Here is a 25,066-nt window from a genome sequence, read left to right as displayed (position 1 = left end):
GGCATACCGGGATTACTTGGTTCAGATCGAGAGATACCGCTTCTGCCACGGCAGCATCTTTTCCTGCCATGCGCGCGGCGTGAACTCGTCATAAGCGGTCTCGGCGATCGCCAGCATCCAATTGCGGCCCTTGCGGGCCAACAGCACGCAGGACAATTCCATGCCAGGCTCGACGGCAATGGAAGGGCGGTTAGCGCCAGGAATATCCAATCCCTTGTCGCGCCACTGGATGACGATCTCATCGGGCTCGGATGTCCATTCACCCGAGGCGACGGAGGCCTTGCCGTCGGTATTGAAGCGGAGCGGCGGCGCCACAAGGTTCAAGAAGCTGCCGTCATTATGGTAATTGCTGTCGATCTCGCCGGCGGTGCTCTTGCCCTTTCCCGACAGAACCAAGTCCTGGCCGCATCGAATGAATATGTTGCGCCGGAGGCTCCCGGACCATGGACGATTGGCGAAAAAGGCGATGTCGCAGCCGCTGATGACGTTGTCGTGGATGTCGATGTCCTTGCGAAATGCCCGCTCCTGGTCGGAAAAGCCGCTCAGGCTGATGCCGCGATTGTTGTTCTCGATCCAATTGTCATAGACGTGATGGCCGGTACGGTCTGCCTTGTCGCCGATGCCGTAACCGAAGGAATAGTCGTTCATCCTGCCGTCGCGCATGATGTTGCTGCGCACCACGGCATCGTCGCCGATCGATGAAAAGGAGAAATTCTTGCCGCCGATGAAGTTGTACTCGACGAGATATTTCCGGGTTTTATCGCAGACCAGGGCGCCTTTGTTCGAGGTGCTCGTCGGCGACTGCAGGAAGAGGTTGCCGCGGATCACCACGTCCGAACTGATATTGTCGTCGCTGTTCTGATAGGCGAACTGGCAGCAGTCCGCGCCCTCGCCCGGAGCCGCCCCCATACGGTTGTTTTCCAGAAGAACGTTCTTCGTCTTCGTCAGATAAATGCCATCGCCCCTGACATTCTCCGTTTCGCAGCGTCTGACGACGAGGTTGCTGCCGTTGTGAAACTTGAAGCCACGAGGCGAGTTCTTGACGACGACGTCTTCGACCACCGTGTCGGAAAACACCTGATAGGCGACGCCGATATCCTCTGCACCGTCGATGACCTCAGCCCGGGTGGACGCGCCGTGAACTTTTTTTCGCAGGACTGCGGGCATCGGATCTCCATCGACGCGGTTACCGCAGCGCCGCGCATCGTCTCAGATGCGCCAAGGGTGCGGCTGGGCTTTGAGCTGCTGCAGCATTATCCTTAAATCAATTCCGATCTAAGACATACGCAGTCGCGTCGAATTAATGCAGGGCATGTGGCAGGAGTTTGACGGCCTGCCTCGACTTTGCACGCCGCCATGCGACCTCAGAGGCCCACGCCTTGCGATCGGTCACCGCGTTTCGAGTATCCGCATCAACCGGCCGCGATAGCTGTCCAGGATAACGGCAAGCACGATGACGGCGCCGATGACGATCGGCTTGATGTTGTCGTCGGCGCCCAGCAGCTGCAATCCCGTCGACAGCACCTGCAGAATGCAGGCACCGACCAGCGTTCCGACAATCGAGCCCTTGCCGCCCGAGAGGCTGGTTCCGCCGATAATGACCGCGGCGATGGCGTTCAACTCATAGCCGATGCCCGCAACCGGGCTGCCGACATTGAGGCGAAGCAGGTAAACCATGGCTGCGATGCCGGCGGTCAGGCCCGAGATGGTGAACACCGCGATCTTGTAGCGTTTCGGCTCATGCCCCGACAGCCGCACAGCCTCTTCGTTGGTGCCGATCGCGAAGACGAAACGTCCGAACACGGTATAACGCAGGACGAACCAGCCGGCGAGGACGACGATGATGGCAATCAGGAAGATCGACGGGAAGACGCCCCAGAAGATCAGGTTTCCGAAATCCACGAAAGGCTGCGGCAGGCCGGTGATGGTGGAGTTGTCGCTGACGACGCGGGCCAGGCCGCTGGCGACATTCAGCATGCCGAGCGTGACGATGAAGGACGGCAGTTTCCACTTTTCGCAGACCCAGCCGTTGATGGCGCCAAGGATCGCGCCGGTGCCCATCGAGGCGAGCGAAGCGAGCACGATCGCCTGCCAGGGCGAGAGCCTGGGGTCGATCATGATCGTCGCGCCGATGACCGTGCATAGCGCCAGCAGCGAGCCGACCGAGAGGTCGATGCCGCCGACCAGGATGACGAAGGTCATGCCCGAGGCAAGCACGGTGTTGATGGCAATCTGCACGAAGATTTTCAGGAAATTCTCAGGCGTCGCGAAATACGGCGCCGTCGCCGAGAAGAAGGCGACGATCAGGACGAGGGCGATGGCAACGCCTGCCTCTTTCATCGAGATCCGGATCAGCTTGTCCCAGAAGCCCGTCTCTTTCGCTTCGACCTTGGTTTCAATGTTGCCGGACACGACTGTACTCCTTGTAAGCGAGTGAGAGGATCCTGCTCTCTTCGAATTGATCCCGTGCGATTTCGCCGGCGATCTTGCCGTCCGACAGGACGATGATGCGATGGCAGATGCCAATGAGCTCCGGCAGATCCGAGGATACGACCAGAACACCCTTTCCTTCCGCGGCAAACTTCCAGAGAAGGTCGTAGATTTCGGCTTTCGCGCCGACATCGATGCCGCGGGTCGGCTCATCGAAAATCAGCACCTTGGGGCCGCGGAACAGCCATTTGGCGATCACCACCTTCTGCTGATTGCCGCCCGAAAACGTCCTGACCCGCTGATGGACGGATGGTGTTTTGATGCGCAACTCGCGCACGAGACGCTGCGCGTTTTCGTTCTCCATCCTGCGGCTGATCAGCCCCTTGCGGGAAATCTTGGCGAGATCGGTAACCGTGGTGTTTTCTGCGCAGCTCATGTCGAGCATCAGGCCCTGCAGCTTGCGGTCTTCCGTCGCCAGGCACAGGCCGGCGGCAACCGCATCTTTCGGCGAATGGATCGCAACCAGTTCGCCGTCGATGCGGATTTCGCCCCCGGCCTTGGCGTCGGCGCCGAATATGGCGCGGACCGCCTCTGTCCGGCCGCTACCCACAAGGCCGGCAATGCCGACGATTTCGCCCTTGGCCACTGAGAACGACAATTCCGGGCTGTTTCGGGTCACTTTCAGACCGGAAACGCCGAGCGCCTCGCCGAACACGGCGCTGTCACTGCGAAAGACGCCATGATCCGAGAGCGTTCGCCCGACCATCAGCTCGACGATGTCGGGGATGGCCAAGCCGGACAACGGTCGCGTGATGACATGCTGGCCGTCGCGCAGCACCGTCACATCGTCCCCGACTTCAAAAATCTCCTCGAGCCTGTGGGATATGTAAAGCGTCGTCACCCCACGCGCCTTCAGACGCTTCAGAATTTCGAACAGCCGGTCAACTTCCTTGGACGTCAAGGTTGCCGTCGGCTCGTCGAGAACGAGCAGCTTGCTTTCATAGCAGAGCGCCTTGGCGATTTCGAGCAGCTGCAACTGCGCGACGCTGAGACGGCTGGCGAGCGTCGTCGGCGCCACATCGAGGCCAACTTCCGCCAGCAATTCGGCCGCCCGGCGGTTCATCTGCCGGTAATCCACCAGGCCGTATCGCCGCGGAAGATGTTCGAAGAGCAGATTTTCGGCGACGCTGAGATTGGAAAGGGGGTGGAGCTCCTGGTGGATGATGCGGATGCCGGCCTTGAAGGCCTCCAGCGGCGAGGCAGGATGATAGGGCCCGCCGTCAAATGTAATCTGCCCGTCGTCCGGCTTGAACACACCGCCCAGCAGGTTGATCAGGGTCGACTTGCCGGCACCATTCTCGCCCAGCAGGACGTGGCCCTTGCCGCGGCCGATCCGCATGGAAACATTCCTGAGCGCCACGACGCCCGGGAAGCGCTTGCCGATCCCCTCCAGCTTCAGGATGTGGTCATCTGCTGCGTCTGACACGTCCCACCTCGTGCATGATCTGTTTGAATTCGAGATGGCCACCATCCGAACATGCACACTCCCAAAGGCCCGCAACGAGCCTCATCGGGAGTAGACGCAATCGGTTGGCAGCTGTCAGCGCCGGCGGGCAGCCGGCGCCTCCTTTCGTCCTAGCTCGGCAATATCGATTATTTGAGGTCGCCGGCGGTAACGAGCTTGATGTCGGTCTTGACCCAGCCGGTGAATTTTTCGCCGGCCAGTTCACGCATACCATAGTCGATGCCCATGACCGCCATCTGCGCGCCATATTGCTCGACAGTGGCAAGCATCTTGCCGTCCTTGATCAGCGGCTGGACCGGCGGGATGTTGTCGAAGCCGACAACCTTGATCTTGCCGGCCTGGCCGGTTGCATCGAGAGCCTTGACGACACCGAGCGCCATGGAGTCGTTGGCCGCCATGACACCCTGAATATCCTTATATTTGGTCAGAAAGTTCGTCATGACGGTGTTGGCTTCTTCGGTCTCCCAATGGGCGGTCTTGCTGTCGAGAAGCTCGAGCTTGCCCGACTTGACGGAGGCCATGAAACCTTCCTTGCGCTCCTTGGCATTGTCGGCCTCGGGATTGCCCTCGAGGATGACGACCTTGGCGCCTGGGCCCAGATCCTTGGCCAGCGCGTCGCCGGCGAGCTTTGCGCCTTCGCGGTTGTCCGGACCGAAGAATGCCAGGTCGATACCGGCTGCCTTCTTGGCATCGGCATCGAGCGGCACGTCGATGTTGATGACCTTGACACCTGATTTCACGGCCTTCGCAAGCGGCGTCGCCATCGCCTTGGAATCGGCCGGGGCGACGACGATGATGTCGTATTTCTGCGTCACGAAGTTTTCGACGGCATCGACCTGGGCGGCAAAATCGCGCTCGTCCTTCATGCCGACGGCCTTGAAGTCGAACTTGTCCTTGTTCTCAGCCGCATATTTATCGGCGCCGGCCTTCATCTGCTTGAAGAACTCATTCGACAGAGACTTCATGATCAGGCCGACCTTCGGCTTGCCGGCCGCAAAAGCGGGCGACACGCCGCAAGACAGTGCGAGCACCAACGTGCCGGCAAGTCCAAGCTTCAATGCCGCACGGCGCGGCGTACGCATCAGGACGGAATCACGCTTCGTAGATTGGGACATTTCTCTCCTCCGAACGGTTCCGGGCCTATCCTCACCTGAGTGCCTTCGAAATGAACCGTTTCCAACAGCACTTGGGTAACAACGCCCCGCAGGATTGTCAAGGCAGCGAAAATGGCCGCATATGGAAGAATGAGGCGCCTGTTGATGAACCGTTTCCATTGAATGCCGGCGTTCCTCGTGTTATGCAAACGCCGTCAAATTGACTGCGGCCCTTTGACGAAGGCGATGGAGACCATTAGCTGAAGCCTCATCGGGTGCCTCCGCGTCCCCGAGACCCAAAATGAAGGGACATATTCTTCCATTATGCCAAAGGTCGGAATTCGAGACGTTGCCAAACTTGCCGGCGTTTCCACCGGGACCGTCTCACGGGTGCTGAATGACCACCCCGCCGTGACCGATGAACTGAGGGCACGCGTCAGACGCATCATCGACGAGCTCGGCTACAGGCCCGACCCGTCGGCCCGAAGCATGCGCAGCAAGGTCAGCCGGCTCATCGGCATCGTCATTCCCGATCTTACCAATCCGTTCTTCTCGGAACTCGTGCAGTCGGCCGAGCAGGCGGCGGCAAGCCATGGCTATAACATCATCGTCATGACTTCGTTTGACGATGCGACCAAGGAAGCAGACCGCATAGGTCAGCTGACAAGCCGAAAAGTGGACGGTATCATCCTGGTTCCCAGCAATGATTTCCATACGCTGAAGCTGCCGAAGGGCTTGCCGATCGTCGTCGTCGACCGCCTCATGCCAGGATATTCCGGGATCGCTTCAAACCACCGGGCCGGCGTGCGTCTCGGCGTCGAGCATCTCTTGAAGCTCGGCCATCGCCGCATCGGCTTCATCTCGGGACCGAGACATTCCGTGCCTGCCAACGATCGCCTTACAGGTTACCTTGACGCCATGGGGCAGCCCGACGACGGCGGACAAACAGGGTCGCCGCTGATCGCAGAGGCGGCTTTCGACTATGAAAGCGGACGATCGGCGGGAAACTATCTGCTGGCACGCGCCCGCAGCGAGCGGCCGACAGCCATTTTCGCAAGTTCGGATCAGCAGGCGATCGGCTGCATGAGAGCGGCACATGATCTGGGGATACCGATACCCGCAGCCCTTTCGATCGTCGGATTCGACGGCATCCCGCTCTCGAGCATGACCACGCCGCGCCTGACAACCGTCAAGCAGCCGATCCAAAAGATTGCCGCAGCAGCGGTCGCCGTCCTGCTGAACAGGCAACCGACGCCAGACCTCGACCACCCGATCCTGCTCGCTTGCGAGCTTTCGGAGGGGGAAACGACCGCTCCCCCGCAACCCGATTGAGCGCCGGGCCGTTCGTATGGTTTTCCGCTACTACTCACGCGGACGCGAGCTGCGTATCCGTCGCAACGCGCAGCGATCCTCCATCACCACAATGACTACTGCCAGCGCTCGGAGCGTGCGCGTCCGACCTCTCGCCGACATTCCGAAGCGAAGGGTTGCTGTTGACGGATATCCTACAAGTGGATATCTCTCTAACATCTCCATTGCGGACGGAATGAGAACGCATGTCGCTGAAATCCATGAAACCCCTCGCCCGCGCGCCCCTACTTCACGTCTCCGTGCAGGAAAGCCTGCGGGCCTATATCAGCGACAACGGGTTGAAGCCCGGCACGCTGCTTCCGCCTGAATCCGACCTGGCGAACCAGCTCGGCGTCAGCCGCAATTCCCTGCGTGAAGGCATCAAGGCGCTGGAATCGCTCGGCGTGCTGGAATCGCGCCGTGGTGTCGGCATCTTCGTCAAGGCATTCTCATTCGAGCCGCTGCTCGACAATCTCGCTTATGGCCTCGGCGGCGCCTTGCGCCAGATCGAAGAAGTGATCGAGATCCGGCGAACGCTGGAAGTCGGGCTGATCGGCAAGACGGTTGAGATGATCGGCGACGACGATATTGCCGAGCTGCGCGCCACGGTGGAGCGCATGCGGGTCCATGCGGAACGGGGTCAATCCTTTGCCGACGAAGACCAGCTTTTCCACACCCTGCTCTTCCGCTGCCAGAACAACGAGACCCTTGCGCGGCTGATCGACGTGTTCTGGCTCGCCTTCTACAAGGCGTCCGATTTCGTCAACCTCGACAATGTCGACCCCGTCGCCACCTGGAGGGATCACGCGGCGATCGTCGATGCCATCGAGGCAAGGGATGTCGCGGAAGCGCAGAAGCGCCTGGACCGCCATTATGACGGCATTTCCCGGGTGATCGCAGCCAACAAGAAAAGTGCCAATGTGGGAGGAGCACAATGAAACGACTGCAAAGACTATCATCGGCCATCGCATTGAGTGCCTTGATGGCGACGACCGTTGCCCCGGCCTTCATCGGCCCAGCGAAGGCAGCCACGCTGTCCGGCGGCTTCGATGTCGGCCCGGGTGGTTTTCAGGGCAATTTCAATCCGCTTGCCGCAACGGGCGGCTTCACATGGCTCAGCGTCTATTTCGAGCCGCTGGTGACCTATGACGCGAAGCTCGAGAAGGTGGTCGGCCAGCTCGCCTCGTCCTACGAGGTCAGTCCCGACCAATTGACCTACGCCTTCACGCTTGTCGACGCGAAATGGCATGACGGCAAGCCCTTCACGGCAAAGGACGCCAAGTTCACCATCGAGCTCGCCAAGAACGCCAAGACCGGCTCCGTTCTGGCAGCGCGGCTGAGCGCCGTTTCCTCGGTCGAGGCCAAGGACGACAAGACCCTGATCATCAAGCTCTCCGCCCCGTCCGCAAGCCTGATGGACACCCTGACGAAGGTGATGATGCTGCCGGAACACGCACTTTCGCAGATCCCGGCCGATCAGCTCGCCAAGAACACATGGTGGTCCACCGCGCCGATCGGCACCGGGCCGTTCAAGTTCAGCAAATATGTCACCGATCAATATGTCGAACTTGTCGCCAATACCGACTACCGAGGCGGCCAACCGGCGCTCGAAAAGATCATCAACCGCTATTTTGCCAATCCGGCAGCGGCGATCGCCGCACTTCGTGCCGGCGAAATCCAGTTCACCTACGTCGATTCCAACGATCTGAAGGCCTTCGACAACAACAAGGATTTCCGCGTCATCGAAGGCAACTCCTTCGTCGTCAACTATCTCGGCTTCAACCACGACTCGCCGATCTGGAAAGATGTTCGGGTCCGTCAGGCAGTGATGTACGCGATCAATCGCGATGCCATCATCCAGAGCCTTTACGGCGGCGCCGCCGAACCGGCAAACTGCGCCTATGTCGCCGATCAGGTGGTGCCGAAAGGCATCGAGACCTATGCCTATGATCCGGAAAAGGCCAAGCAGCTGCTGAAGGACGCCGGCTGGGATGAGATCAACGGCAACAAGCCGGTCACCCTGCTGACCTATTACACGACGCCGCTTGCCGCCAATGTCATGGCGGCGGTCCAGGCAATGCTCGCCCAGGTCGGCATCAACGTAACGCCGCGTGCCGTCGACACGCCGACCTATAACAGCATCGTGCTCAATCCGACGCCTGATGTCGCGCAGTTCCAGATGGTCTATGCCGGACTTCAGAACGGCCCGGATCCGGGCAGCATCAATGTCGGCCTCAACGAAAAGCAGATCCCGCCGGCCGGCCCGAACGTCGCGCGCGTGCGCATGCCGGTGCTGACGGCTGCTCTAGACGCAGCGCTTGGCGAGACGGATGCCGCAAAGCGCTCCGCCCGTTATCAGGATGTCTGCAAGGTGATGAACAAGGAACTGCCCTGGGGTCCGCTGTGGGTGGCGAAACGATATGGCGTCGCCTCCGCCAGGCTGAAGGACTTCATCTGGACGCCCGCTCCCGGTGGCGGCCCTTACCAGGCGCATCCGGAGAAATGGGCGATCGCCGAATAGGGCGTCACGCATCCTGAGAAGCAAAGGGCGGCCGGGTCACTGCAGCGCCACGCGTCTTCCGAGGCGCAGTGGCCCGCCCGCACGGGAACGGAATTCATGCTGAGATACAGTCTCCGGCGCCTGCTGATCGGAGTGGGCATGCTGCTTGCCTTGAGCGTGCTGATCTTCGCCATGCTGCGCCTCACGCCCGGCGATCCGATCGACGCCTATATCGATCCCAATATTCCGATGTCGTCGTCGGATCTTGCCGAGCTGCGCGCCACGCTCGGACTCGATCAGCCGCTGCCGGTGCAGTATCTTGGCTGGCTGCGGCAGACGCTGACGGGAAATCTCGGCTATTCAATCAAGCGGCCGGACCAGCCAGTGCTCGGCCTCGTGCTCTCGCGCGTCGGCCCGACAGTGCTCTTGATGGGATCGGCGATTGCGATCGCGATCGTTGCGGGGATCGCCACCGGCGTCATCAGCGCGGTTCGCCGCAATTCCGTCGCGGACCTGTCTCTGTCAGTCTTCGCCGTCACCGGTATTTCAAGTCCACCCTTCCTCAGCGCTCTTGTCGGCCTCTATCTCTTTTCGGTCTATTTCAACTGGATGCCCTCGGGCGGCATGCTGACGCCAGGCCAGGAATTCTCCATCGCCGACCTTCTCCATCACCTGATCCTGCCCGCGACATTGCTGGCCGTCGCCCAGACAGCGCTGATCATGCGCTATATGCGCGCTTCCATGCTGGAGGTTCTGAGCCAGGATTATGTGCGTACCGCGCGCGCCAAAGGCGTCTTCGAATTCTGGGTCATCACCAAGCACGCCCTGCGCAACGCGCTGCTTCCCGTCATTACGCTGATCGGCTCGACCATCGGCCTTGCGATCGGTGGCGCGATCTTCATCGAAAGCGTCTTCAACTGGCCCGGCATGGGCCTGCTCATGGTCGATGCGGTGGAGGGCCGCGACTATCCGGTCATCATGGGTTCGACGCTGGTGATCGGTGCCTGCGTCATCGTCGTCAATCTTCTGACCGATCTAGCCTATGCGGTGGTCGATCCGCGGATCAAGGTGGGGTGAGCGATGCTGGCACGAAGCCCTGCCCGCAGCCCGGGCCCGATCATACGCTCCTTGCATCGCTTTCTGCTCAACCGGACCGCGCTGCTCGGCCTCGGCATGATCGCGCTGATGATCGTTGCAATCCTTTCCTATCCGCTGTGGTGGAGCTTCAAACCCAACGACATCGATCTCATGGCAATGAATGCGCAGCCGGGGCCGGGACACTGGTTCGGCACTGACGGGGTCGGCCGCGACATCCTTGCCCGGGTCCTGGACGGCGGTCGCATTTCGCTGCTGGTGGCCCTCACCTCGACCGTCATGTCCGCCATCATCGGTTTCCTGGTCGGCGCCGTCTCGGCGCTTGCCGGCCGCTTTGCAGATGCGGTCACGATGCGGTTCGTCGATCTCGTCATGACGCTGCCGCCGGTCATCTTCCTGCTGGTGCTCGCCTCGATCGCCGGCACCGGCATCTGGCCGACGGTCTTTGTCATCTCACTTCTCTCCTGGCCTCTGCTGGCGCGCATGGTGCGCTCGCGGCTGCTCGAACTTCGCGAACGTGACTTCGTGATGGCCGCGAGAGGCATGGGGGCGGGTCTGCCGCATCTCCTCTTCCGCCACGGCCTGCCGAACTCGATCGACATCCTCGTCGTCTTCGCGACGCTGCAGATCGCCAATGCCATCCTGCTCGAGGCCGGCCTTTCCTTCCTCGGTCTCGGCATTGCGCCACCGGCGGCAAGCTGGGGCAACATGCTGAATGCTGCCCGCTCTACCGCCGTGCTCGAACAATATCCCTGGCAATGGCTGTTTCCCGGCGGATTCCTGGTGCTTGCCGTCCTTGCAATCAACTTCATTGGCGATGGTCTTCGTGATGCCTTCGACCCTCGCACCGAACTAAACTGACGATCGAAAGAAAGCGAAAATGAGCAAATTCAAGGGTGTCGTTCCTCCCGTCATAACCCCGCTGAACAAGGATTACACGGTCGATTACCCGTCCTACACACGGGTGCTCGAAAACCTGATCGAGGCCGGATGCCATGGCCTGTTCGTGCTCGGCTCGACCAGCGAGGTGATCTTCCACGACGAAAGGACCCGGAAGGAAATCATCGAGCACTCGGCCAAAGTCATCAATGGTCGCGTACCGCTGATCGTCGGAGTCATCGACCCAACCACCGACAGGGTCATCAACCATGCCAGGATCGCGAAGTCGGCCGGCGCCGACGCGGTTGTCGTCACGGCGCCGTTCTACACCGTCACCAGCCAGTCCGAGATCATCGATCACTTCCGCTATATCCGCGATGCCGTCGACGTGCCGCTGATCGCCTACGACATTCCCGTCTGCGTGCATGTGAAACTGCAGCGCCAGACCAGCGTGACGCTGGCGAAGGAGGGAACGATCGTCGGCATCAAGGATTCGAGCGGCGACGACGGCAACTTCCGTTACGTGCTGCTCGATCTCGCCGGCAACAACGAGGTCTTCCTGATGACGGGCTCCGAAATCGTCGTCGACACGGCACTGCAGATGGGCGCCCATGGCGTCGTGCCCGGCATCGCCAATGTCGATCCGCATGGCTACGTCAGGCTCTGGAACGCCGCCCAGCGTGGCGACTGGGTCGCGGCCCGCAAGGAGCAGGAGCGCCTCTGCCGGCTCTTCGAGATCGTCTCAGTCGGGGCGGGCCGCGTCAGCGGCGGCGCCGCCGGCATCGGCGCCTTCAAGGCGGCGATGAAGAGCCTCGGCATCATCGACACGGCGCTGATGCCGCGTCCGAGGGCGGCTCTCAACGAGACTGAAACGACTAGGATCGACGAAATCCTGCGCGCGACCGGCCTGCTTTCCTGATGGATGCCATGCAACAGACCGCCGACACCATTCTCGACGTCAAAGGGCTGCGGACCGTCTTCCGTATCCGCTCGGGCGAAGTGACGGCGGTGAACGGCATCGATCTGACGGTGACTGCCGGCGAGACGCTTGCGCTTGTCGGCGAGTCCGGTTCAGGCAAATCGGTCACCAGCCTTTCGGTCATGCGGCTTCTGACCCGCAATATTGGTGCGATCGCCGCCGGCAGCATCCATTTGAAGCGCAAGAACGGTACGGTCAGCGATCTTGTCGCGCTCATCGAAGAGGACATGCGTGCCATTCGCGGCAATGACATCGGCATGGTCTTTCAGGAGCCGATGTCGAGCCTCAACCCGGTCTACACGATCGGCGACCAGATTTCGGAGCCAATCCGCATCCATCGCCGGGCGGCCCGGAAGGCCGCCATGGATGTGGCCGTCGCCCTTCTCGACAGCGTCGGCATTCCCGATGCCGGGCGCCGCGCCGGTCAATATCCGCACGAGCTCTCCGGCGGCATGCGCCAGCGCGCCACGATCGCCATGGCCCTTGCCTGCGACCCGACGCTGCTGATCGCCGACGAGCCGACGACGGCGCTCGACGTCACTATCCAGGCGCAGATTCTAGCCCTTCTGCAGACGCTGCAACGCGAACGCGGCATGGCCATGCTCTTCGTCACCCATAATCTCGGCGTCGTCGCCGAAATCGCGCATCGGGTGGCGGTGATGTATGCCGGGCGGATCGTCGAGACCGGGCCGGTGGCCGAGGTTTTCCGCAATCCGAGACATCCCTATACGATCGGCCTCCTGGCCTCGATGCCGAAACTCGGCGATGCGAGCCGGATGAAGCAGGCGGGCGAAAGGTTGGCGGCCATTCCCGGCGTCGTGCCGAGCCTGATGAACATGCCGGCCGGCTGCGCTTTCCAACCACGCTGCAAATTTGCCATCGACTCCTGCCGCCCGGCGGTGCCACCGCTGGCCGAGGTCAATCCGCGCCACCACAGCCGCTGCATTCGCTGGCAGGAGATCAGATGAGCGAGCCCCTTCTCTCCGTCCGCGATCTCGGCAAGCACTATACGTCCCGCGGAACCAGGCTGACCGTCCTGCAGGCCATATCCTTCGATATCGGCAAGGGCGAGGTGGTCGGGCTGGTCGGCGAATCCGGCAGCGGCAAGACCACGATCGGCCGATCGGTCCTGCGGCTGGTCGAACCGTCGGCCGGCAGCGTCCGCTTCGACGGTACCGAACTCACCGCCTTGTCCTCATCCGAAATGCGGCGTCTGCGGCCCCGGATGCAATATATTTTCCAAGACCCGTTCGCGAGCCTGTCGCCGCGCATGACAATCGGCGAAATCCTGACCGAGGGGCTGAGGATCCAGGGCTTGGGGACGGCAAGAGAGAGATTAGAACGTGCCCGCGAGGCGCTCGAACAGGTCGATCTTCCGCCGGACGCCGTCAACCGGTATGCCCACGAATTCTCGGGCGGCCAGCGGCAGCGGATCGGCATCGCGCGCGCGCTGACGCTCGCGCCCGAATTCATCGTCGCCGACGAGCCGGTCTCGGCGCTCGATGTTTCGATCCAGGCGCAGGTGATCAATCTTCTGCGCGACCTGCAGCAGCGCCTTGATCTGGCCATGCTGTTCATCAGTCACGACCTCGCCGTGGTCGAATATATCTGCGACCGGGTGATCGTGCTCTATCTCGGCCGGATCATGGAAATCGCGCCCAGTGCCGCGCTTTATGCCAGGCCGCTGCATCCCTATACGCGGGCGCTTCTCTCCGCGATCCCCTCGCCCGATCCCGATGCGCCGCGCGATCGCCAGATCCTGAAGGGCGATATTCCGAGCCCCGCCAATCCGCCGAGCGGTTGCGTCTTCCGCACGCGCTGTCCAAACGCTCTGCCCGCCTGTGGCGAGACCGTGCCGGAGCTGCGCGAAATGAAGCCCGGTCATTTCAAGGCCTGCATCCGTGATGACCTGAATTGAAGGACGTGCGATGACCACCACGACCCGCCGCCACCCGATCGCGGGCAACTGGGCAAGCCTGCTGCTGCCCATCGCCGACGACGACAGCATCGATTTCGAAAAGCTCGCCGAGGAAATTGACATACTGATCGCCGCCGGGGTCGACGGCATCTATTCGAACGGCACGGCGGGAGAATTCCACAACCAGAGCGAAGCGGAGTACGAGCGAATTCAGGACGTGCTGGTCTCGCGTTGCCGCGCGGCCGGAATGCCGTTCGTCATCGGCGCCTGCCAGCCCGATCCGATGATCATGCTCGATCGGCTGCGCCGTGCAACCGTTCATAAGCCATTGGCGCTTCAGGTAATCCTCCCCGACTGGTGGCCGCTCACCAATCTCGAAGCCATCGATTTCCTGAAACGGGCATCAGACGTCGCCCAAGGAATCCCGCTCATCCTCTACAATCCGCCGCATGCGAAACGTGTCCTGTCGCCAGCCGAGCTCAGCGAGGTTTGCGGCCCCTGCCCGTCAGTGGTCGGGATGAAGGTCGCCGATGGAGACGATGCCTGGTTTTCGCAGGCGCGAGCACACCTTCCCGAATTTTCGCTGTTCATTCCAGGCCACCATCTCGCAACCGGCATGAAGCAGGGCGTGGCCGCCGGGGCGTTTTCGAACGTTGCCTGTCTCCATCCCCGCGGCGCGCAGGCCTGGACAGAGCTGATGCGCAGGGATCTCGAGGCGGCGCTCAACATCGAAAGCCGCATCTGCGCCTTCATGGACAATCACATCGTCCCGTTTCGCCGTGACCGCGGCTATTCAAATGCCGCCCTCGACAAACTGCTCGCTGTGATCGGCAACTGGGGCCCGGTCACGACCAGGCTGAGATGGCCTTACCGCTTTGTCGACGAGCGAGAGGCGGTGTTTTTGCGCGATCGCGCCCGCAGGATCATCCCGGAGCTCTTCCCCCGATAGGTCGCGAGTCGAATGATGATTGCATCGTCCGGCACCCGTCTATTGTCACAGTCCAACCATGCAGCCCGAACGGGATGCCTGGCATCATCCTAAAATCGGGCGGTGGACGGGATGCGGGCAATGACCTTGATCTCGAAATCGAAGCCGGCCAGCCAGTTCACGCCGATCGCCGTCCAGTTCGGATAGGGTGGCTTGCTGAAAAGCTCCTGCTTGATGGCCAGGATTGTTTCAAACTGGTTTTCGGGGTCCGTATGGAACGTCGTTACATCGACGATGTCGTCGAGGCCGCAGCCTGCAGCATCCAGCGTTGCCTTCAGGTTGTCGAAAGCCAGCCGAACCTGGCGTTCAAAGTCGGGTTCAGGCGTACCATCGGAACGGCTGCCGACCTGGCCGGAGACGAACAGAAGATCGCCAGTTCGGATGGCGGCCGAATAGCCGTGTTTTTCGTAAAGGGCATTCCTGCCTGCGGGAAAGATTGCTTCGCGTTGGGCCATTTGTCGATCCTTGTCGTTGATGGAACACCAATGAGCAGCAGGCCGTCTAAGGAGCTTCACAGCCCGCCGCGTAATCTGATATACGGTGCGTATATGAAATGCCTGCATACGGGCCGTATGTCAAGTTCATATACGGGACGTATACCAAAATTTGGAGACGAGATGGTCAAACGGCGCAGCGAGACGATGGAGGAAAATCGTATGAAGCTGATCGCGGCCGGGCGAAAGGCTTTTGCCGAGAAGGGATACGCGGCCGCGTCGATGGATGAGCTGACCGCAGAGGTAGGCCTGACGCGCGGAGCGCTGTACCACAACTTCGGAGACAAGCGCGGGCTGCTTGCGGCAGTCGTCGATCAGATCGAAACGGAAATGGCGTCCCGCGCCCAGGAGATCGGCGCCCGTGCGGGTGATGACTGGCAAGGTCTGCTCGCAGAGGGCGCGGCTTATATCGAAATGGCGCTTGATCCGGAGGTCCAACGCATCGTTCTGCTCGACGGGCCTGCCGTATTGGGTGATCCGTCACAATGGCCGAGCCAGAGCAGCTGCCTTCAGGCAACCAGGCAGACAATCGATCGCCTTATCGCGCAGGGCGCCCTCAAGCCGGTCGACGCGGAAGCAGCCGCCCGGCTGCTCAACGGTGCCGCGCTCAATGCCGCCCTCTGGATCGCTGCCAGTGACGAGCCGCAGGATGTGCTGCCGAAAGCTGTCGAGGCCTTCGGCGCCTTGGCTGCAGGCCTTCTCAAGGCGTCGGCGGCAAACCGGGAATCTTGATGGGAGAGATGCGCTGCGGAGTGGGCCAACACTGTGTCTGTCACCAGTAGCTCCCGAAAACCAGAAAAACCGCACCGACCGCGATGACAACCAGGGCCGGCCAGTTCCGCGCCAAGCTGAGAAATCTCAGCCCTTGGCGCCGCGGTTCAAGCGTGGCGCCGCCTTGCGGCATCAGGTGCGGATCACTCGGCTTTCGACGAAGCGTCGGCCGCAAGAGAAAAACAAGGCCGCCAATTATGAGCGCGGCGCCAATCAGAACTGCCCACATCGTCACCTCCGCCGGAGATACGTGGTGCGAGTTAAACCAGATCCTGCTGTGATTGTTCCGTTGGCCGATTGAGCTGCTGCTTCTGGTATTAGCGGCTTTTCAAGATAATCGGATTTGTCACTGCCCGACCAAACATGTATTCGATCCCGAAAAGCTCTTGCATCAACCTTGGCGGCTGTTCTGCCGCGCCCCAACCGAACGCGATTGCAAATGATTGAACATGCCATGACCTGGGGGATCGCCGGCCTCACTGCGATGGGCGTCGTCGTCCGTCCCTTTCGGTGGCCGGAAGCGATCTGGGCCGTCTTCGGCGCCCTGCTCCTGCTCGCCTTCCGCCTGCTCGGCCCCCATGATGCCCTGGCAGGCGTCGCCAAGGGCGGCGACGTTTATCTCTTTTTGATCGGCATGATGCTGCTGTCGGAACTTGCCCGGCGCGAAGGCCTGTTCGACTGGATCGCCGCCATTGCAATCGCCTACGCCAAAGGATCACCCCGGCGTCTCTTCGTGCTGGTCTATCTTGTCGGGGTGGTTGTCACCGTCTTTCTTTCCAACGATGCGACAGCCGTGGTGCTGACACCGGCCGTCTATGCCGCCTGCCGGACGGCGCGGGTGAAGGACCCGATGCCATATCTGTTGATCTGCGCCTTCATCGCCAATGCCGCAAGCTTCGTTCTGCCAATTTCCAATCCGGCCAATCTGGTGATCTTTGCCGGCGGTGACATGCCGCCGCTGTCCCGTTGGCTGTCGACATTCATGCTGCCGTCGATCATTTCGATCGTCGCCACGTTCCTCTGCCTCTACTGGACGCAGCGCAGCGCCCTCGCAGAAGACACTCTTGCCGCGGACACGCAACGGGCGCCCCTCTCCCACAGCGCCCGGCTGGCGGGATGGGGAATCCTGCTGACGGCCATTATTCTTATCGCGGCGTCGGCGATGCATGTCGATCTCGGCGTGCCGACCTTTGTTGCAGGCACGATCACCACCGCGATCGTTCTGATGCTCACGCGGCAAAGCCCGGCCGAGACGATGAAGGGCATCAGCTGGAGCGTTCTGCCGCTGGTCGCCGGCCTATTCGTCATCGTCGAATCTCTCGATCACACCGGCCTGACGAACATTCTCTCTGATCAGCTGGCTGCGCTTGCCTCGTCCTCGCAATCGCAGGCGATCGGCGTGGCGGGCCTTCTCGTCGGCGTGATCTGCAACCTCGTGAACAATCTTCCCGCCGGACTGCTTGCCGGCAGCGTGGTTCAGGCGGCCGGCGTCTCCGACAAGATCGCCGGCGCCGTGCTGATCGGCGTCGATCTCGGCCCCAATCTGTCGGTGACGGGGTCGCTGGCAACGATCTTGTGGCTGTCTGCGCTGCGCCGCGAAGGCCTGCATATCGGCGCCTGGACGTTTCTAAAACTCGGAACCGTCGTCATGTTCCCCGCGCTCATTCTGTCTCTGGCATCGCTCCTTCTGTTTTGATTGCCTACAGGCGCTGCGCCTGCGTTACCGAGAGCGGTTCAGCTTTTTGGAAGCGCAGACGCCGCGATTGGCGCTCAGACGGTTCGCGAGAAAATGAAGCAGCTTCTGCTTGAAGCGGCAAGGTCCCTCGACGAGGCCGGCTAAGGCCTTCCCGGGTGATGTGCGCCAGGCTGCCGGCACTTTCGTGCAGGAGACATCTCATGGCCGCTCCCATTCCCGTGGTGCCTCCAGACATGCCGGTTTCGTATCCGGCCTCTCTTATTGATGGCTGCCAGAACAGTCTCCCCCTTCCCTCTGGGTCAACGGGGCCGCTCTTTGCGATGGGTCAATGTGGCGAGTGTGCGATGCCTGCATTATCCGAGCCGGATAATCATCGTGAAGGGACGAAGATCATGACGAGTAAGATGATGAAGGCGGCAGTGGTTCGGGAGTTCGGCAAGCCGCTCGCAATCGAATGCGTGCCAGTGCCTGTTCCGGGCCCAGGTGAAATCCTGGTGAAGGTCGCTGCCTGCGGAGTATGCCATACCGATCTGCATGCCGCCGAGGGCGATTGGCCGGTCAGACCGTTGCCGCCCTTCATTCCCGGTCACGAAGCGGCCGGGGTCGTTGCTGCTCTCGGTCCCGGCGTCACCGAATTCAAGGAAGGCGACGCCGTCGGCGTCGCCTGGCTGCACGATGCCTGCTTGCGCTGCGAATATTGCGAAACCGGTTGGGAAACCCTCTGCGAACACCAGCACAATACCGGCTACAGCTGCAATGGCGGCTTTGCCGAATATGTCATTGCCTCGGCCGCTTTCGCCGCCCGCCTTCCTGCCGGTGTCGATTTCGCGGAGATCGCGCCAATCCTCTGCGCCGGTGTCACGACCTATAAGGGGCTGAAGGAAACCGAAGCGCGGCCCGGCGAATGGGTGGCGATATCGGGCGTCGGCGGCCTCGGCCATGTTGCGATCCAATATGCCAAAGCGATGGGTCTCAAGGTGGTTGCTCTCGATGTCGCTGCCGCCAAACTCGACCTTGCCCGCCAGGTCGGCGCCGATCTCGCGCTCAACGCACGCGCTGAAGACACCGTCGAGAAGGTGCTGAAGGCAACAAGCGGCGGTGCGCATGGTGTTCTCGTCACCGCCGTCTCGCCGCCCGCTTTCTCGCAGGCGCTCGGCATGGTGCGTCGCAAAGGCACCGTCAGCCTCGTCGGCCTGCCGCCGGGCAACTTCCCGACACCGATCTTCGATGTCGTGCTGAAGCGCATCACCGTACGCGGCTCGATCGTCGGCACGCGCCGCGATCTCGATGAGGCGCTGGCTTTCGCTATCGAAGGCAAGGTTCGCGCCGAAATCTCCAAGGCGCCACTCGACAACATCAACGATATCTTTGCCGATCTCAAAGCGGGAACGATCGAGGGCCGCACAGTGCTCGATATCGCAGGAGAGGCGAGCATCTTCGCAGCGCGGGACCAGTCCGCAGCATAGCTGGCGCGCTGCGTGTCTCCGCCGCGCTCGGGGGAGCGGCGGAGACACTTCGCTTCGAAAACCGGAGCGCCTCGGCCCGGCCAATCCGGTGGACGGGGCAAGGCCCAGGCTGGGGCTGAGATCGAAACGCTGGTCGGTTCCGGCTGCGCTTCGAGTTCCTTCCATTGCTGACGTTGATCACAGCACCGGCCGCTAGCGTGTTGGATGCCAGCACTGCGGCAGGATCGCAGGACCATGAGATGGTCGAGAGCGTGGCAGCCGCCGACGCCATTGACGCCGGACAGTTCTACGCCAGCATCTTTCCGGTCCGGCGCAAGGCTTCATCCCGGCTGAGCGCCGCCTCGGGGAGATGACGCGTGTGGCCGCCGCGTCATTTGCGGCGCTGCAAAGACAAACGGATCAACCGCGATCTTGCCCCCACCGAACACGACCAATGCCAGCGCCATTGCCGCCCAGGGCAAGTGAAAATTCGCCCAGCCATCCGGGATGGTGAGCTGGATGATCGCCGTCATCAGAAGCAGACCGAGAGCAGCGAAGCGTGTGGCCAGGCCGAGGATCAGCAGAATTGGCAGGACCAATTCTCCGATTCCGGCGGCCGTCGCCATCGTCAGAGGAAACGGGTAGGCGACTGCGCTGCCGAAGACATGAAGCTTGAACTCCTGCTCGAAAAGATATCTTGCGCCCGATGAAAGCGTCAGGAAGCCGTCCCATTTCGTCAGCCCCGACTTGAAGAAGGGAATAGCCAGCGCAAAACGCAATGCCAAGAGCGGCAGCGACCTGGGAACGGAGGCGAGCAGGCCTTCCGCACGCGTGACGAGGGAGGCAGCGGCAGCACCAAAGCCGTACGAAGGGACCATTTCGGTTTTCATGTGGAGTTTCCTTTATACTGTTGAAGGGTGCTGAACGCGCCGAGACCGGCAAGGCCGACCAGCGCCGTTCCGAAATCGAATTCGGGGGCAGCCGCAAATGCCGCCTCTGCCGCCTCGCCAAGAGTGGCGGCATTGAACAAGGCGGCTGCAAAAACGGCGTCCCGCGGCGGCAGGATATGAACATTCACCGACATCTCCGGTCGCACGACCAGGACCGCTTGGCCGCCCCAGTCGGAGACCGGCGAAACCATCTCCTCTTGATGTGCGCTCCAGATCGAACCAACCGGAAAATTCGATAGGATCAGGTGCGCCGAGGGGTGCGGGACGAGCCGCAAATCCGAAAGAATCTCGGGCGCCACGGCTCTCAGTGCCGCAGGATCGAGAGACGCGCTGTCTGCGGCGTGGTAAGCCTCCGTCCAAGCGGCCTCGAGCCGGGCGACGTCAGGCAGGTAGACAAGCGTGCCTGCAGGCTCGAAAGCTGTGATGAAGTCGGGGAAATCGTCGCCATATTCCATGATCAGCGGCGAGGCCGGCTTATGATTCTGGGCGTAGGCCCGCGCCATGGCCGCAAAGAATTCCGAACCGACGAGCCTCTCCGTCACCGGAAAGCGTTGCGCCAGCGCCTTTGTCAGCCCGACGAATACATTGTTGCGGTATACCGCAAACCGCGCCGCGTCGGGCTTGCCGCGTGCATTGATCACGCCGTCCGGCACCGGCCGCTCGGCATGCAGCAAGGCATCGGCGAAGGCGGTTTGGCAAGTTGGGAAATCCATCGTCACGCCGCCCGGGTCCGGTGCCCGCCGCGGCGAAACGTTTCGGCGGCGAGCATCGCATCCACACGTTTCGCCTCTGAATACAGTGTGGCGAAATCCGGAACATTATTGTCCCATTCAATCAGCGTCGGGAGTGCGCCGGTGCGCGCGAGGGTATGTTCGTAGAGCGCCAATACATCGCTCTTCACGGCCGTCGCGTGCGCGTCAATCAGCAGCCGGTCGCCGGTGGAGTCGACGGTTTCGTCGTAGCCGGCAAGGTGAATCTCGCCGACGAGCTCGACCGGAAAACGATCTATATAGGTGGCGGCATCGAGCCGGTGGTTCACCGCCGAGACCATCACATTGTTGACGTCGAGCAGAAGGCCACAGCCCGTCCGCTGCGCGATCGCCCCCAGAAAATCCACTTCATCGATCGTACTGTCGGCGAATAGTGTATAGGTGGAAGGGTTTTCCAGCAGCAATTGTCGCCCGAGCGCCTGTTGCGTTTCATCGACATGGTCGACGACGCGTGCCAGCGTTTCTTCCGTGTAGGGTAGCGGCAACAAATCGTTGAGAAATCCCGTTTCATGCGTCGACCAGGCCAGATGTTCGGAAAAGCTCTGCGGCCGATAGCAGTCGATCAAGCTGCGAAGTCGATTCAGATGCGCCGTGTCGAGCCCGCGCGCCGCGCCGATCGACAAGCCGACACCGTGCAGCGACAGCGGATAGTGTTCCGTGATGGCTTGGAGATAGCAATGCGGCGGCCCACCTGCGCCCATGTAGTTCTCGGCATGGACCTCAAAGAAGCCGACATCCGGCAGATCGGCCAGAATAGTGTCGTAATGCTCGGGTTTTAAGCCGAGGCCGGCCCGCGCAGGCAGGAGGACAGGTCGGTTTGTTGAAACGGTCATCGCAATTCTCCCGATTTGGCCAGAAAAGATGGAGGCCCGGGTGTCGGGCCTCCGCTTTCGGGTCAGCCTTTGGTCGGCTCGAGCTTACCCATGTGCCCGTTGACATTCATGCTGACACAGGTGCCGGCCGGGACGGCCTTCCAGGCGTTCCCCTGATAATCCATCGTCGATGTCCCGGCGCAGGTCGTGCCGGCACCGGCGGCACAATCATTGTGACCCTTGAGCGCGATGCCATAGCATTTCTCGTTGCCCACCATTTTCTCCGCCGGCAGCGGCGCGGCGAAGGCAGCGGATGAAATCGCAGTGGCGAGCGAGCCTGCGAGGGCGAGGGTGAGAGTGGAACGGTTCATGGATGGTCTCCTCTTGCAAATATCCGCGCACCGGTCATCGGCCGCGTAATCCCTCTTTCGAGCCGACGATCCCGCTTGTTACAGGCATGACGAACACGAATTGGTGATCGGCCTTCGCACGATGGTACGGCTTTGCTCGTGGGACAGTGGTGGTGCTCGTTTGGCGCAGGCGCCGCCGGAGGATTGCGCCGGCACTCAGCTTAGGGGGATTCCCCTGCGACGGCTTCCAGGAACAGCGGTCCTTCCGCCTCCAGCCTGACGCGGCCCCTGCCGATGCGGGCGAGGCGGATGGGCGCCTGCTTTTCTTCAAGCCGGCGGCGCAACAGCAAGAGCCGGGTTTCGAGATTGTCCTTGATCTCCGGCATGCGTGCGCCGGCGGTCAACCGCGTTTCTCGGTTCGTGAACTCGCTTCTGCCATCGCTCAGATGCCAGTCGAGCATCAGGCGCAGCAGAATGCCGGCAACACCCTTCACGATGTAAAGCTCGTTCGTCGCCGCGGTGATGAATGATCGGCGCGATCGGGGTCGAAATTCCGGTGGAGTAGCCGCATTCTTCGAGACAGGGAACGGGCTCAGCAGCGTCTCGATAGGCTGTATGCCATAGGTGATTGGGACCTCGTCTATAGTCGCAGTTTGCCTGCCAGGAACGAGACGAAGCGTCGGACCTTTACCGCGATATGGCGATTGGCCGGATAGACCGCTTGCAACTGTATCGTACTGATATCCCAATCTGGGAGAAGACGGACCAACCGGCCCTGCCTGAGGTCTTCCCCGACGATAAAGTCGGGCAGAAGGACAATGCCGAGTCCGAGCACGGCGGCGTCGCGCAGACCAAGACTGTGATTAAGTTCCAGGCGGGGTACGATGGGGATGCGAAACTCCTCACCGTCCCTGCTGAACGGCCAAATCCGCCCCCATCTTAGTTCGGCGAAGTGGAGGCAGGCGTGGTGAGCGAGGTCGTGCGGCGTCATTGGTGCCCCGTGTTCGGCAATATAGGCCGGTGAAGCGGAAATTACGATTGACGATGTCGCCAGTTGTCGGGTGATGAGATTGATATCGACCTCAAGGCGGCCTCGAATTGCAAGGTCGAAGCCATCCTCGACCAAGTTCACGGGCCGATGTGACAGGTCGAGTTCGATAGACACAGCCGGATTGAGTTTGAGGAACTCCGAAACTGCCGGCACGATCACGAGTTGCCCGAGGTCGGGTGGCGCCGACACCCGCAATCGCCCGACAGCTTCCTTCTGAAACGAGATTGCGGCCCGTTCGGCCTCTCTTATCTGCGGCAGAATTCCCGAAAGCGCTTCCCTGTAGGCTGCCCCGGCCTCCGTCAGGACGATCTTGCGCGTCGATCTTTGAAAGAGGCGGATGCCAAGGCGATCCTCGAGCTGCCTGACCTGGGCGCCGACCGTCGCCCGCGCCATGCTCAGTTCCTCGGCCGCCTTCGTGAAGCTCAGATGCGTGGAAACCGTTAGGAATGCGGCAATCCCGTCAAGCGGATCAAGCGTTTTCATGAGTACAATTATCCGAACAATGATGTCAGTTAATCCCTCTTATCATAGGAGAGGGCGCAAAGTAATCGGTGGGGCGTACTCAAGCAAAGGAGACCCGACATGATGACATTCACCCAAGCTGCGGTCTCGCCGTCCGGGCGTGGGACGCCGGCAATGGCGTTCGGCAAGCATGTCATCCGCATAATGGCGGCCAATACTGGCGGTTCGCTCGGCATGTTCGAAGCTTTCGTGCCGGCCGGCGAAGGACCGCCGCTGCACGTACACGAGCGCGAGGACGAGTTCTTCCGCGTGCTTGCCGGGCGCTTCGGCTTCTGGTGCGCCGGAGATTATGTCGAACTTGCGGAAGGCGGCTGCATCGCATTGCCGCGTGGTGTGCCACACCGTTTCCGCAATGTGGGGAAAACGGAGGGCCACCTCATGGTCGTGGTCACACCGGGCGGGTTCGAAAGTTTCTTTTCGATCGTAGAACTCTGCAAGCCCGAAACACCTGAGCAGGTCGCCTCGGTCGCCAAAAGTTTCGGGCTGACCTTCCCACCTGAGGACGGCCGCAAGGTCGCCTGAACCAACAGAGTCGCACCGCCGAACCTGAGCAACGGTCCAATGAAAGGAGACCGAACGATGACACATGCACGTTCAAATGAAAACGCAATGCCCCTGACAGCCCCACAGATAGATGCCTATCTGGCCCGGATCGGAGTCGAGCGGCCGTCGCGCCTCGACATCGACAGCTTGTCGCAGTTGCACCGCGCCCATCTCATGAGCTTTACATGGGAGGCACTGGACGCCTTCATGGGATGGCCTTCCCAGATCACCCCGGCTGCGGCATTCGCCAAGATGGTCGAGGGGCGGCGCGGCGGCTGGTGTTATGAGATGAACGGCCTCTTCGGCGCCGCGCTTGCAGCCCTGGGTTTCCGTGTGACCCGCCTTTGCGGCGCCGTCGATCGCGAAAAGCTCGGCGACATCGCCATCGGCAATCATCTGACGCTGCGGGTCGACCTCGACCGTTCCTATCTCGCCGAGGTCGGCGTAGCCGACGCCATCATCGAGCCGGTGCCGCTTGTGGCCGGGCCGATCAGCCAACGCGGCTTTGACTTCTCCATCATGCCGGCCGACGGGAGCTGGCTGCGCTTCAATAATCAGGTGCTCGGCATCGCGAAAAGCTTCGATTTCCGGCTCGACCACAGCGACGAAGCCGCGATGGCCGCAACACAAGGCTGGCTGATGCACGATCCCGGCTCGCCGTTCACCCATGCGCTCGCGGTGTTGCGGCACACGGCGGACGGCTACGTCGCCCTCCAGAACGACCGTCTGCGCCGTGTGACGGCGAACAGCCTCAGCGAGGAGCGCATTACGAGCGCGAGCCATCTCGGCGACACATTCCAGGCAGTATTCGATCTCGACATCCCCCAGCCCGGCCGCGTCTGGGAGCGCCTCCAGACGATCCACCGCGACAAGGCGGCCTGAGCCGACAGCCACACCATTTCAC

General features: G+C 61.5%; 26 protein-coding genes. 14 read left to right on the top strand and 12 right to left on the bottom strand.

Going from position 1 to position 25,066, the window contains the following annotated elements:
• Positions 1-21: 21 nt before the first annotated feature.
• From HJB91_RS06695 to HJB91_RS06680, 4 genes are all read right to left on the bottom strand, one after another.
• Complete coding sequence (locus HJB91_RS06695; RefSeq protein WP_210629246.1) at positions 22-1,167, bottom strand: right-handed parallel beta-helix repeat-containing protein; 1,146 nt, start codon at positions 1,165-1,167, stop codon at positions 22-24.
• Positions 1,168-1,389: 222 nt separating this feature from the next.
• Positions 1,390-2,412 carry an ABC transporter permease gene (locus HJB91_RS06690; RefSeq protein ID WP_210629247.1) on the bottom strand — a complete coding sequence of 341 codons (1,023 nt, stop codon included), beginning with the start codon at positions 2,410-2,412 and terminating at the stop codon, positions 1,390-1,392.
• Complete coding sequence (locus tag HJB91_RS06685; RefSeq protein ID WP_210629248.1) at positions 2,396-3,916, bottom strand: sugar ABC transporter ATP-binding protein; 1,521 nt, start codon at positions 3,914-3,916, stop codon at positions 2,396-2,398. The genes HJB91_RS06690 and HJB91_RS06685 overlap by 17 nt, the downstream gene beginning before the upstream one ends.
• Before the next feature lie 167 nt (positions 3,917-4,083).
• Positions 4,084-5,070 (bottom strand): sugar ABC transporter substrate-binding protein, encoded by a 987-nt coding sequence (locus tag HJB91_RS06680; RefSeq protein ID WP_210629249.1) that lies wholly within the window; start codon positions 5,068-5,070, stop codon positions 4,084-4,086.
• Positions 5,071-5,373: 303 nt separating this feature from the next.
• Between HJB91_RS06680 and HJB91_RS06675 the strand changes: the two genes are divergently transcribed.
• The 9 genes from HJB91_RS06675 to HJB91_RS06635 all read left to right on the top strand — a co-directional run bounded on the left by HJB91_RS06675 (position 5,374) and on the right by HJB91_RS06635 (position 14,719).
• Entirely contained in the window at positions 5,374-6,381 is a 1,008-nt protein-coding gene (locus HJB91_RS06675; RefSeq protein ID WP_210629250.1) for a LacI family DNA-binding transcriptional regulator, read from the top strand.
• A gap of 224 nt (positions 6,382-6,605) precedes the next feature.
• Positions 6,606-7,337, top strand: coding sequence for a FadR/GntR family transcriptional regulator (locus HJB91_RS06670; RefSeq protein ID WP_210629251.1), 732 nt, complete (start codon positions 6,606-6,608; stop codon positions 7,335-7,337).
• The gene (locus HJB91_RS06665) at positions 7,334-8,920 is read left to right on the top strand and encodes an ABC transporter substrate-binding protein (RefSeq protein ID WP_221153960.1); all 1,587 of its coding nucleotides are present in this window, start codon (positions 7,334-7,336) and stop codon (positions 8,918-8,920) included. Before HJB91_RS06670 ends, HJB91_RS06665 begins: the two co-directional genes overlap by 4 nt.
• A gap of 96 nt (positions 8,921-9,016) precedes the next feature.
• Positions 9,017-9,976 carry an ABC transporter permease gene (locus tag HJB91_RS06660; RefSeq protein WP_221153958.1) on the top strand — a complete coding sequence of 320 codons (960 nt, stop codon included), beginning with the start codon at positions 9,017-9,019 and terminating at the stop codon, positions 9,974-9,976.
• A gap of 3 nt (positions 9,977-9,979) precedes the next feature.
• On the top strand, positions 9,980-10,855 hold the full coding sequence (locus tag HJB91_RS06655) for an ABC transporter permease (RefSeq protein WP_210629254.1): 876 nt from the start codon (positions 9,980-9,982) through the stop codon (positions 10,853-10,855).
• A gap of 19 nt (positions 10,856-10,874) precedes the next feature.
• Positions 10,875-11,792, top strand: coding sequence for a dihydrodipicolinate synthase family protein (locus tag HJB91_RS06650; protein WP_210629255.1), 918 nt, complete (start codon positions 10,875-10,877; stop codon positions 11,790-11,792).
• Between the two features lie 8 nt (positions 11,793-11,800).
• Positions 11,801-12,820, top strand: coding sequence for an ABC transporter ATP-binding protein (locus tag HJB91_RS06645; protein ID WP_221153956.1), 1,020 nt, complete (start codon positions 11,801-11,803; stop codon positions 12,818-12,820).
• On the top strand, positions 12,817-13,770 hold the full coding sequence (locus tag HJB91_RS06640) for an ABC transporter ATP-binding protein (protein ID WP_221153954.1): 954 nt from the start codon (positions 12,817-12,819) through the stop codon (positions 13,768-13,770). Before HJB91_RS06645 ends, HJB91_RS06640 begins: the two co-directional genes overlap by 4 nt.
• A 10-nt stretch (positions 13,771-13,780) precedes the next feature.
• On the top strand, positions 13,781-14,719 hold the full coding sequence (locus HJB91_RS06635; protein ID WP_221145957.1) for a dihydrodipicolinate synthase family protein: 939 nt from the start codon (positions 13,781-13,783) through the stop codon (positions 14,717-14,719).
• A gap of 89 nt (positions 14,720-14,808) precedes the next feature.
• Here the strand turns inward: HJB91_RS06635 and HJB91_RS06630 are convergent, their stop codons facing one another.
• On the bottom strand, positions 14,809-15,213 hold the full coding sequence (locus tag HJB91_RS06630) for a RidA family protein (protein WP_221153941.1): 405 nt from the start codon (positions 15,211-15,213) through the stop codon (positions 14,809-14,811).
• A gap of 162 nt (positions 15,214-15,375) precedes the next feature.
• On the opposite strand from HJB91_RS06630, the gene HJB91_RS06625 reads away from it, so the two are divergent.
• On the top strand, positions 15,376-15,984 hold the full coding sequence (locus HJB91_RS06625) for a TetR/AcrR family transcriptional regulator (RefSeq protein ID WP_221153931.1): 609 nt from the start codon (positions 15,376-15,378) through the stop codon (positions 15,982-15,984).
• A 40-nt stretch (positions 15,985-16,024) separates the two neighbouring features.
• Here the strand turns inward: HJB91_RS06625 and HJB91_RS30590 are convergent, their stop codons facing one another.
• Positions 16,025-16,252 carry a hypothetical protein gene (locus tag HJB91_RS30590; protein WP_184457179.1) on the bottom strand — a complete coding sequence of 76 codons (228 nt, stop codon included), beginning with the start codon at positions 16,250-16,252 and terminating at the stop codon, positions 16,025-16,027.
• 210 nt (positions 16,253-16,462) lie between these two features.
• On the opposite strand from HJB91_RS30590, the gene HJB91_RS06620 reads away from it, so the two are divergent.
• Both HJB91_RS06620 and adhP read left to right on the top strand, forming a co-directional pair.
• Positions 16,463-17,719, top strand: a complete 1,257-nt coding sequence (locus HJB91_RS06620; RefSeq protein WP_221145953.1) for an arsenic transporter — start codon at positions 16,463-16,465, stop codon at positions 17,717-17,719.
• Between the two features lie 392 nt (positions 17,720-18,111).
• Positions 18,112-19,185, top strand: coding sequence for an alcohol dehydrogenase AdhP (gene adhP, locus HJB91_RS06615; protein ID WP_210629262.1), 1,074 nt, complete (start codon positions 18,112-18,114; stop codon positions 19,183-19,185).
• A gap of 320 nt (positions 19,186-19,505) precedes the next feature.
• On the opposite strand, the gene HJB91_RS06610 is transcribed toward adhP, so the two are convergent.
• The 6 genes from HJB91_RS06610 to HJB91_RS06585 all read right to left on the bottom strand — a co-directional run bounded on the left by HJB91_RS06610 (position 19,506) and on the right by HJB91_RS06585 (position 23,580).
• Positions 19,506-20,054 carry a DoxX family protein gene (locus tag HJB91_RS06610; protein ID WP_247241680.1) on the bottom strand — a complete coding sequence of 183 codons (549 nt, stop codon included), beginning with the start codon at positions 20,052-20,054 and terminating at the stop codon, positions 19,506-19,508.
• A complete protein-coding gene (locus HJB91_RS06605; protein WP_221102922.1) occupies positions 20,051-20,827 on the bottom strand; it encodes a DUF2063 domain-containing protein in 777 nt (258 codons plus the stop codon). The genes HJB91_RS06610 and HJB91_RS06605 overlap by 4 nt, the downstream gene beginning before the upstream one ends.
• A gap of 2 nt (positions 20,828-20,829) precedes the next feature.
• Entirely contained in the window at positions 20,830-21,717 is an 888-nt protein-coding gene (locus HJB91_RS06600) for a DUF692 domain-containing protein (protein WP_221153929.1), read from the bottom strand.
• 62 nt (positions 21,718-21,779) lie between these two features.
• The gene (locus tag HJB91_RS06595; protein WP_210629265.1) at positions 21,780-22,067 is read right to left on the bottom strand and encodes a DUF2282 domain-containing protein; all 288 of its coding nucleotides are present in this window, start codon (positions 22,065-22,067) and stop codon (positions 21,780-21,782) included.
• A 200-nt stretch (positions 22,068-22,267) separates the two neighbouring features.
• On the bottom strand, positions 22,268-22,540 hold the full coding sequence (locus HJB91_RS06590; RefSeq protein WP_259669843.1) for a hypothetical protein: 273 nt from the start codon (positions 22,538-22,540) through the stop codon (positions 22,268-22,270).
• Positions 22,541-22,686: 146 nt separating this feature from the next.
• Entirely contained in the window at positions 22,687-23,580 is an 894-nt protein-coding gene (locus tag HJB91_RS06585; RefSeq protein WP_221153920.1) for a LysR family transcriptional regulator, read from the bottom strand.
• Positions 23,581-23,679: 99 nt separating this feature from the next.
• Here HJB91_RS06585 and HJB91_RS06580 point away from each other — a divergent pair, with 99 nt between their 5' ends.
• Both HJB91_RS06580 and HJB91_RS06575 read left to right on the top strand, forming a co-directional pair.
• A complete protein-coding gene (locus HJB91_RS06580; RefSeq protein ID WP_221153896.1) occupies positions 23,680-24,141 on the top strand; it encodes a cupin domain-containing protein in 462 nt (153 codons plus the stop codon).
• A gap of 87 nt (positions 24,142-24,228) precedes the next feature.
• Positions 24,229-25,044, top strand: a complete 816-nt coding sequence (locus HJB91_RS06575; RefSeq protein ID WP_259669842.1) for an arylamine N-acetyltransferase — start codon at positions 24,229-24,231, stop codon at positions 25,042-25,044.
• The last annotated feature ends 22 nt before the right edge of the window (positions 25,045-25,066 follow it).

The sequence above is a fragment of the Rhizobium sp. NLR10b genome (genome assembly GCF_019685435.1).
Lineage (GTDB): Bacteria > Pseudomonadota > Alphaproteobacteria > Rhizobiales > Rhizobiaceae > Rhizobium.
Note: the sequence above shows the minus strand (reverse complement) of the source record. Positions and strands in the feature narration are given on the sequence as shown.

What these genes read in the sequence shown, in the direction of transcription:
- HJB91_RS06675 (WP_210629250.1), top strand. Translation starts at nt 5,374, where the DNA reads ATGCCAAAGGTCGGAATTCGAGACGTTGCCAAACTTGCCGGCGTTTCC.
- HJB91_RS06670 (WP_210629251.1), top strand. Translation starts at nt 6,606, where the DNA reads ATGTCGCTGAAATCCATGAAACCCCTCGCCCGCGCGCCCCTACTTCAC.
- HJB91_RS06610 (WP_247241680.1), bottom strand. Translation starts at nt 20,054, where the DNA reads ATGAAAACCGAAATGGTCCCTTCGTACGGCTTTGGTGCTGCCGCTGCC.
- adhP (WP_210629262.1), top strand. Translation starts at nt 18,112, where the DNA reads ATGACGAGTAAGATGATGAAGGCGGCAGTGGTTCGGGAGTTCGGCAAG.
- HJB91_RS06620 (WP_221145953.1), top strand. Translation starts at nt 16,463, where the DNA reads ATGATTGAACATGCCATGACCTGGGGGATCGCCGGCCTCACTGCGATG.
- HJB91_RS06660 (WP_221153958.1), top strand. Translation starts at nt 9,017, where the DNA reads ATGCTGAGATACAGTCTCCGGCGCCTGCTGATCGGAGTGGGCATGCTG.
- HJB91_RS06640 (WP_221153954.1), top strand. Translation starts at nt 12,817, where the DNA reads ATGAGCGAGCCCCTTCTCTCCGTCCGCGATCTCGGCAAGCACTATACG.
- HJB91_RS06595 (WP_210629265.1), bottom strand. Translation starts at nt 22,067, where the DNA reads ATGAACCGTTCCACTCTCACCCTCGCCCTCGCAGGCTCGCTCGCCACT.
- HJB91_RS06600 (WP_221153929.1), bottom strand. Translation starts at nt 21,717, where the DNA reads ATGACCGTTTCAACAAACCGACCTGTCCTCCTGCCTGCGCGGGCCGGC.
- HJB91_RS06630 (WP_221153941.1), bottom strand. Translation starts at nt 15,213, where the DNA reads ATGGCCCAACGCGAAGCAATCTTTCCCGCAGGCAGGAATGCCCTTTAC.
- HJB91_RS06695 (WP_210629246.1), bottom strand. Translation starts at nt 1,167, where the DNA reads ATGCCCGCAGTCCTGCGAAAAAAAGTTCACGGCGCGTCCACCCGGGCT.
- HJB91_RS06575 (WP_259669842.1), top strand. Translation starts at nt 24,229, where the DNA reads ATGCCCCTGACAGCCCCACAGATAGATGCCTATCTGGCCCGGATCGGA.
- HJB91_RS06655 (WP_210629254.1), top strand. Translation starts at nt 9,980, where the DNA reads ATGCTGGCACGAAGCCCTGCCCGCAGCCCGGGCCCGATCATACGCTCC.
- HJB91_RS06625 (WP_221153931.1), top strand. Translation starts at nt 15,376, where the DNA reads ATGGTCAAACGGCGCAGCGAGACGATGGAGGAAAATCGTATGAAGCTG.
- HJB91_RS06605 (WP_221102922.1), bottom strand. Translation starts at nt 20,827, where the DNA reads ATGGATTTCCCAACTTGCCAAACCGCCTTCGCCGATGCCTTGCTGCAT.
- HJB91_RS06650 (WP_210629255.1), top strand. Translation starts at nt 10,875, where the DNA reads ATGAGCAAATTCAAGGGTGTCGTTCCTCCCGTCATAACCCCGCTGAAC.
- HJB91_RS06645 (WP_221153956.1), top strand. Translation starts at nt 11,801, where the DNA reads ATGCAACAGACCGCCGACACCATTCTCGACGTCAAAGGGCTGCGGACC.
- HJB91_RS30590 (WP_184457179.1), bottom strand. Translation starts at nt 16,252, where the DNA reads ATGTGGGCAGTTCTGATTGGCGCCGCGCTCATAATTGGCGGCCTTGTT.
- HJB91_RS06635 (WP_221145957.1), top strand. Translation starts at nt 13,781, where the DNA reads ATGACCACCACGACCCGCCGCCACCCGATCGCGGGCAACTGGGCAAGC.
- HJB91_RS06580 (WP_221153896.1), top strand. Translation starts at nt 23,680, where the DNA reads ATGATGACATTCACCCAAGCTGCGGTCTCGCCGTCCGGGCGTGGGACG.
- HJB91_RS06680 (WP_210629249.1), bottom strand. Translation starts at nt 5,070, where the DNA reads ATGTCCCAATCTACGAAGCGTGATTCCGTCCTGATGCGTACGCCGCGC.
- HJB91_RS06665 (WP_221153960.1), top strand. Translation starts at nt 7,334, where the DNA reads ATGAAACGACTGCAAAGACTATCATCGGCCATCGCATTGAGTGCCTTG.
- HJB91_RS06585 (WP_221153920.1), bottom strand. Translation starts at nt 23,580, where the DNA reads ATGAAAACGCTTGATCCGCTTGACGGGATTGCCGCATTCCTAACGGTT.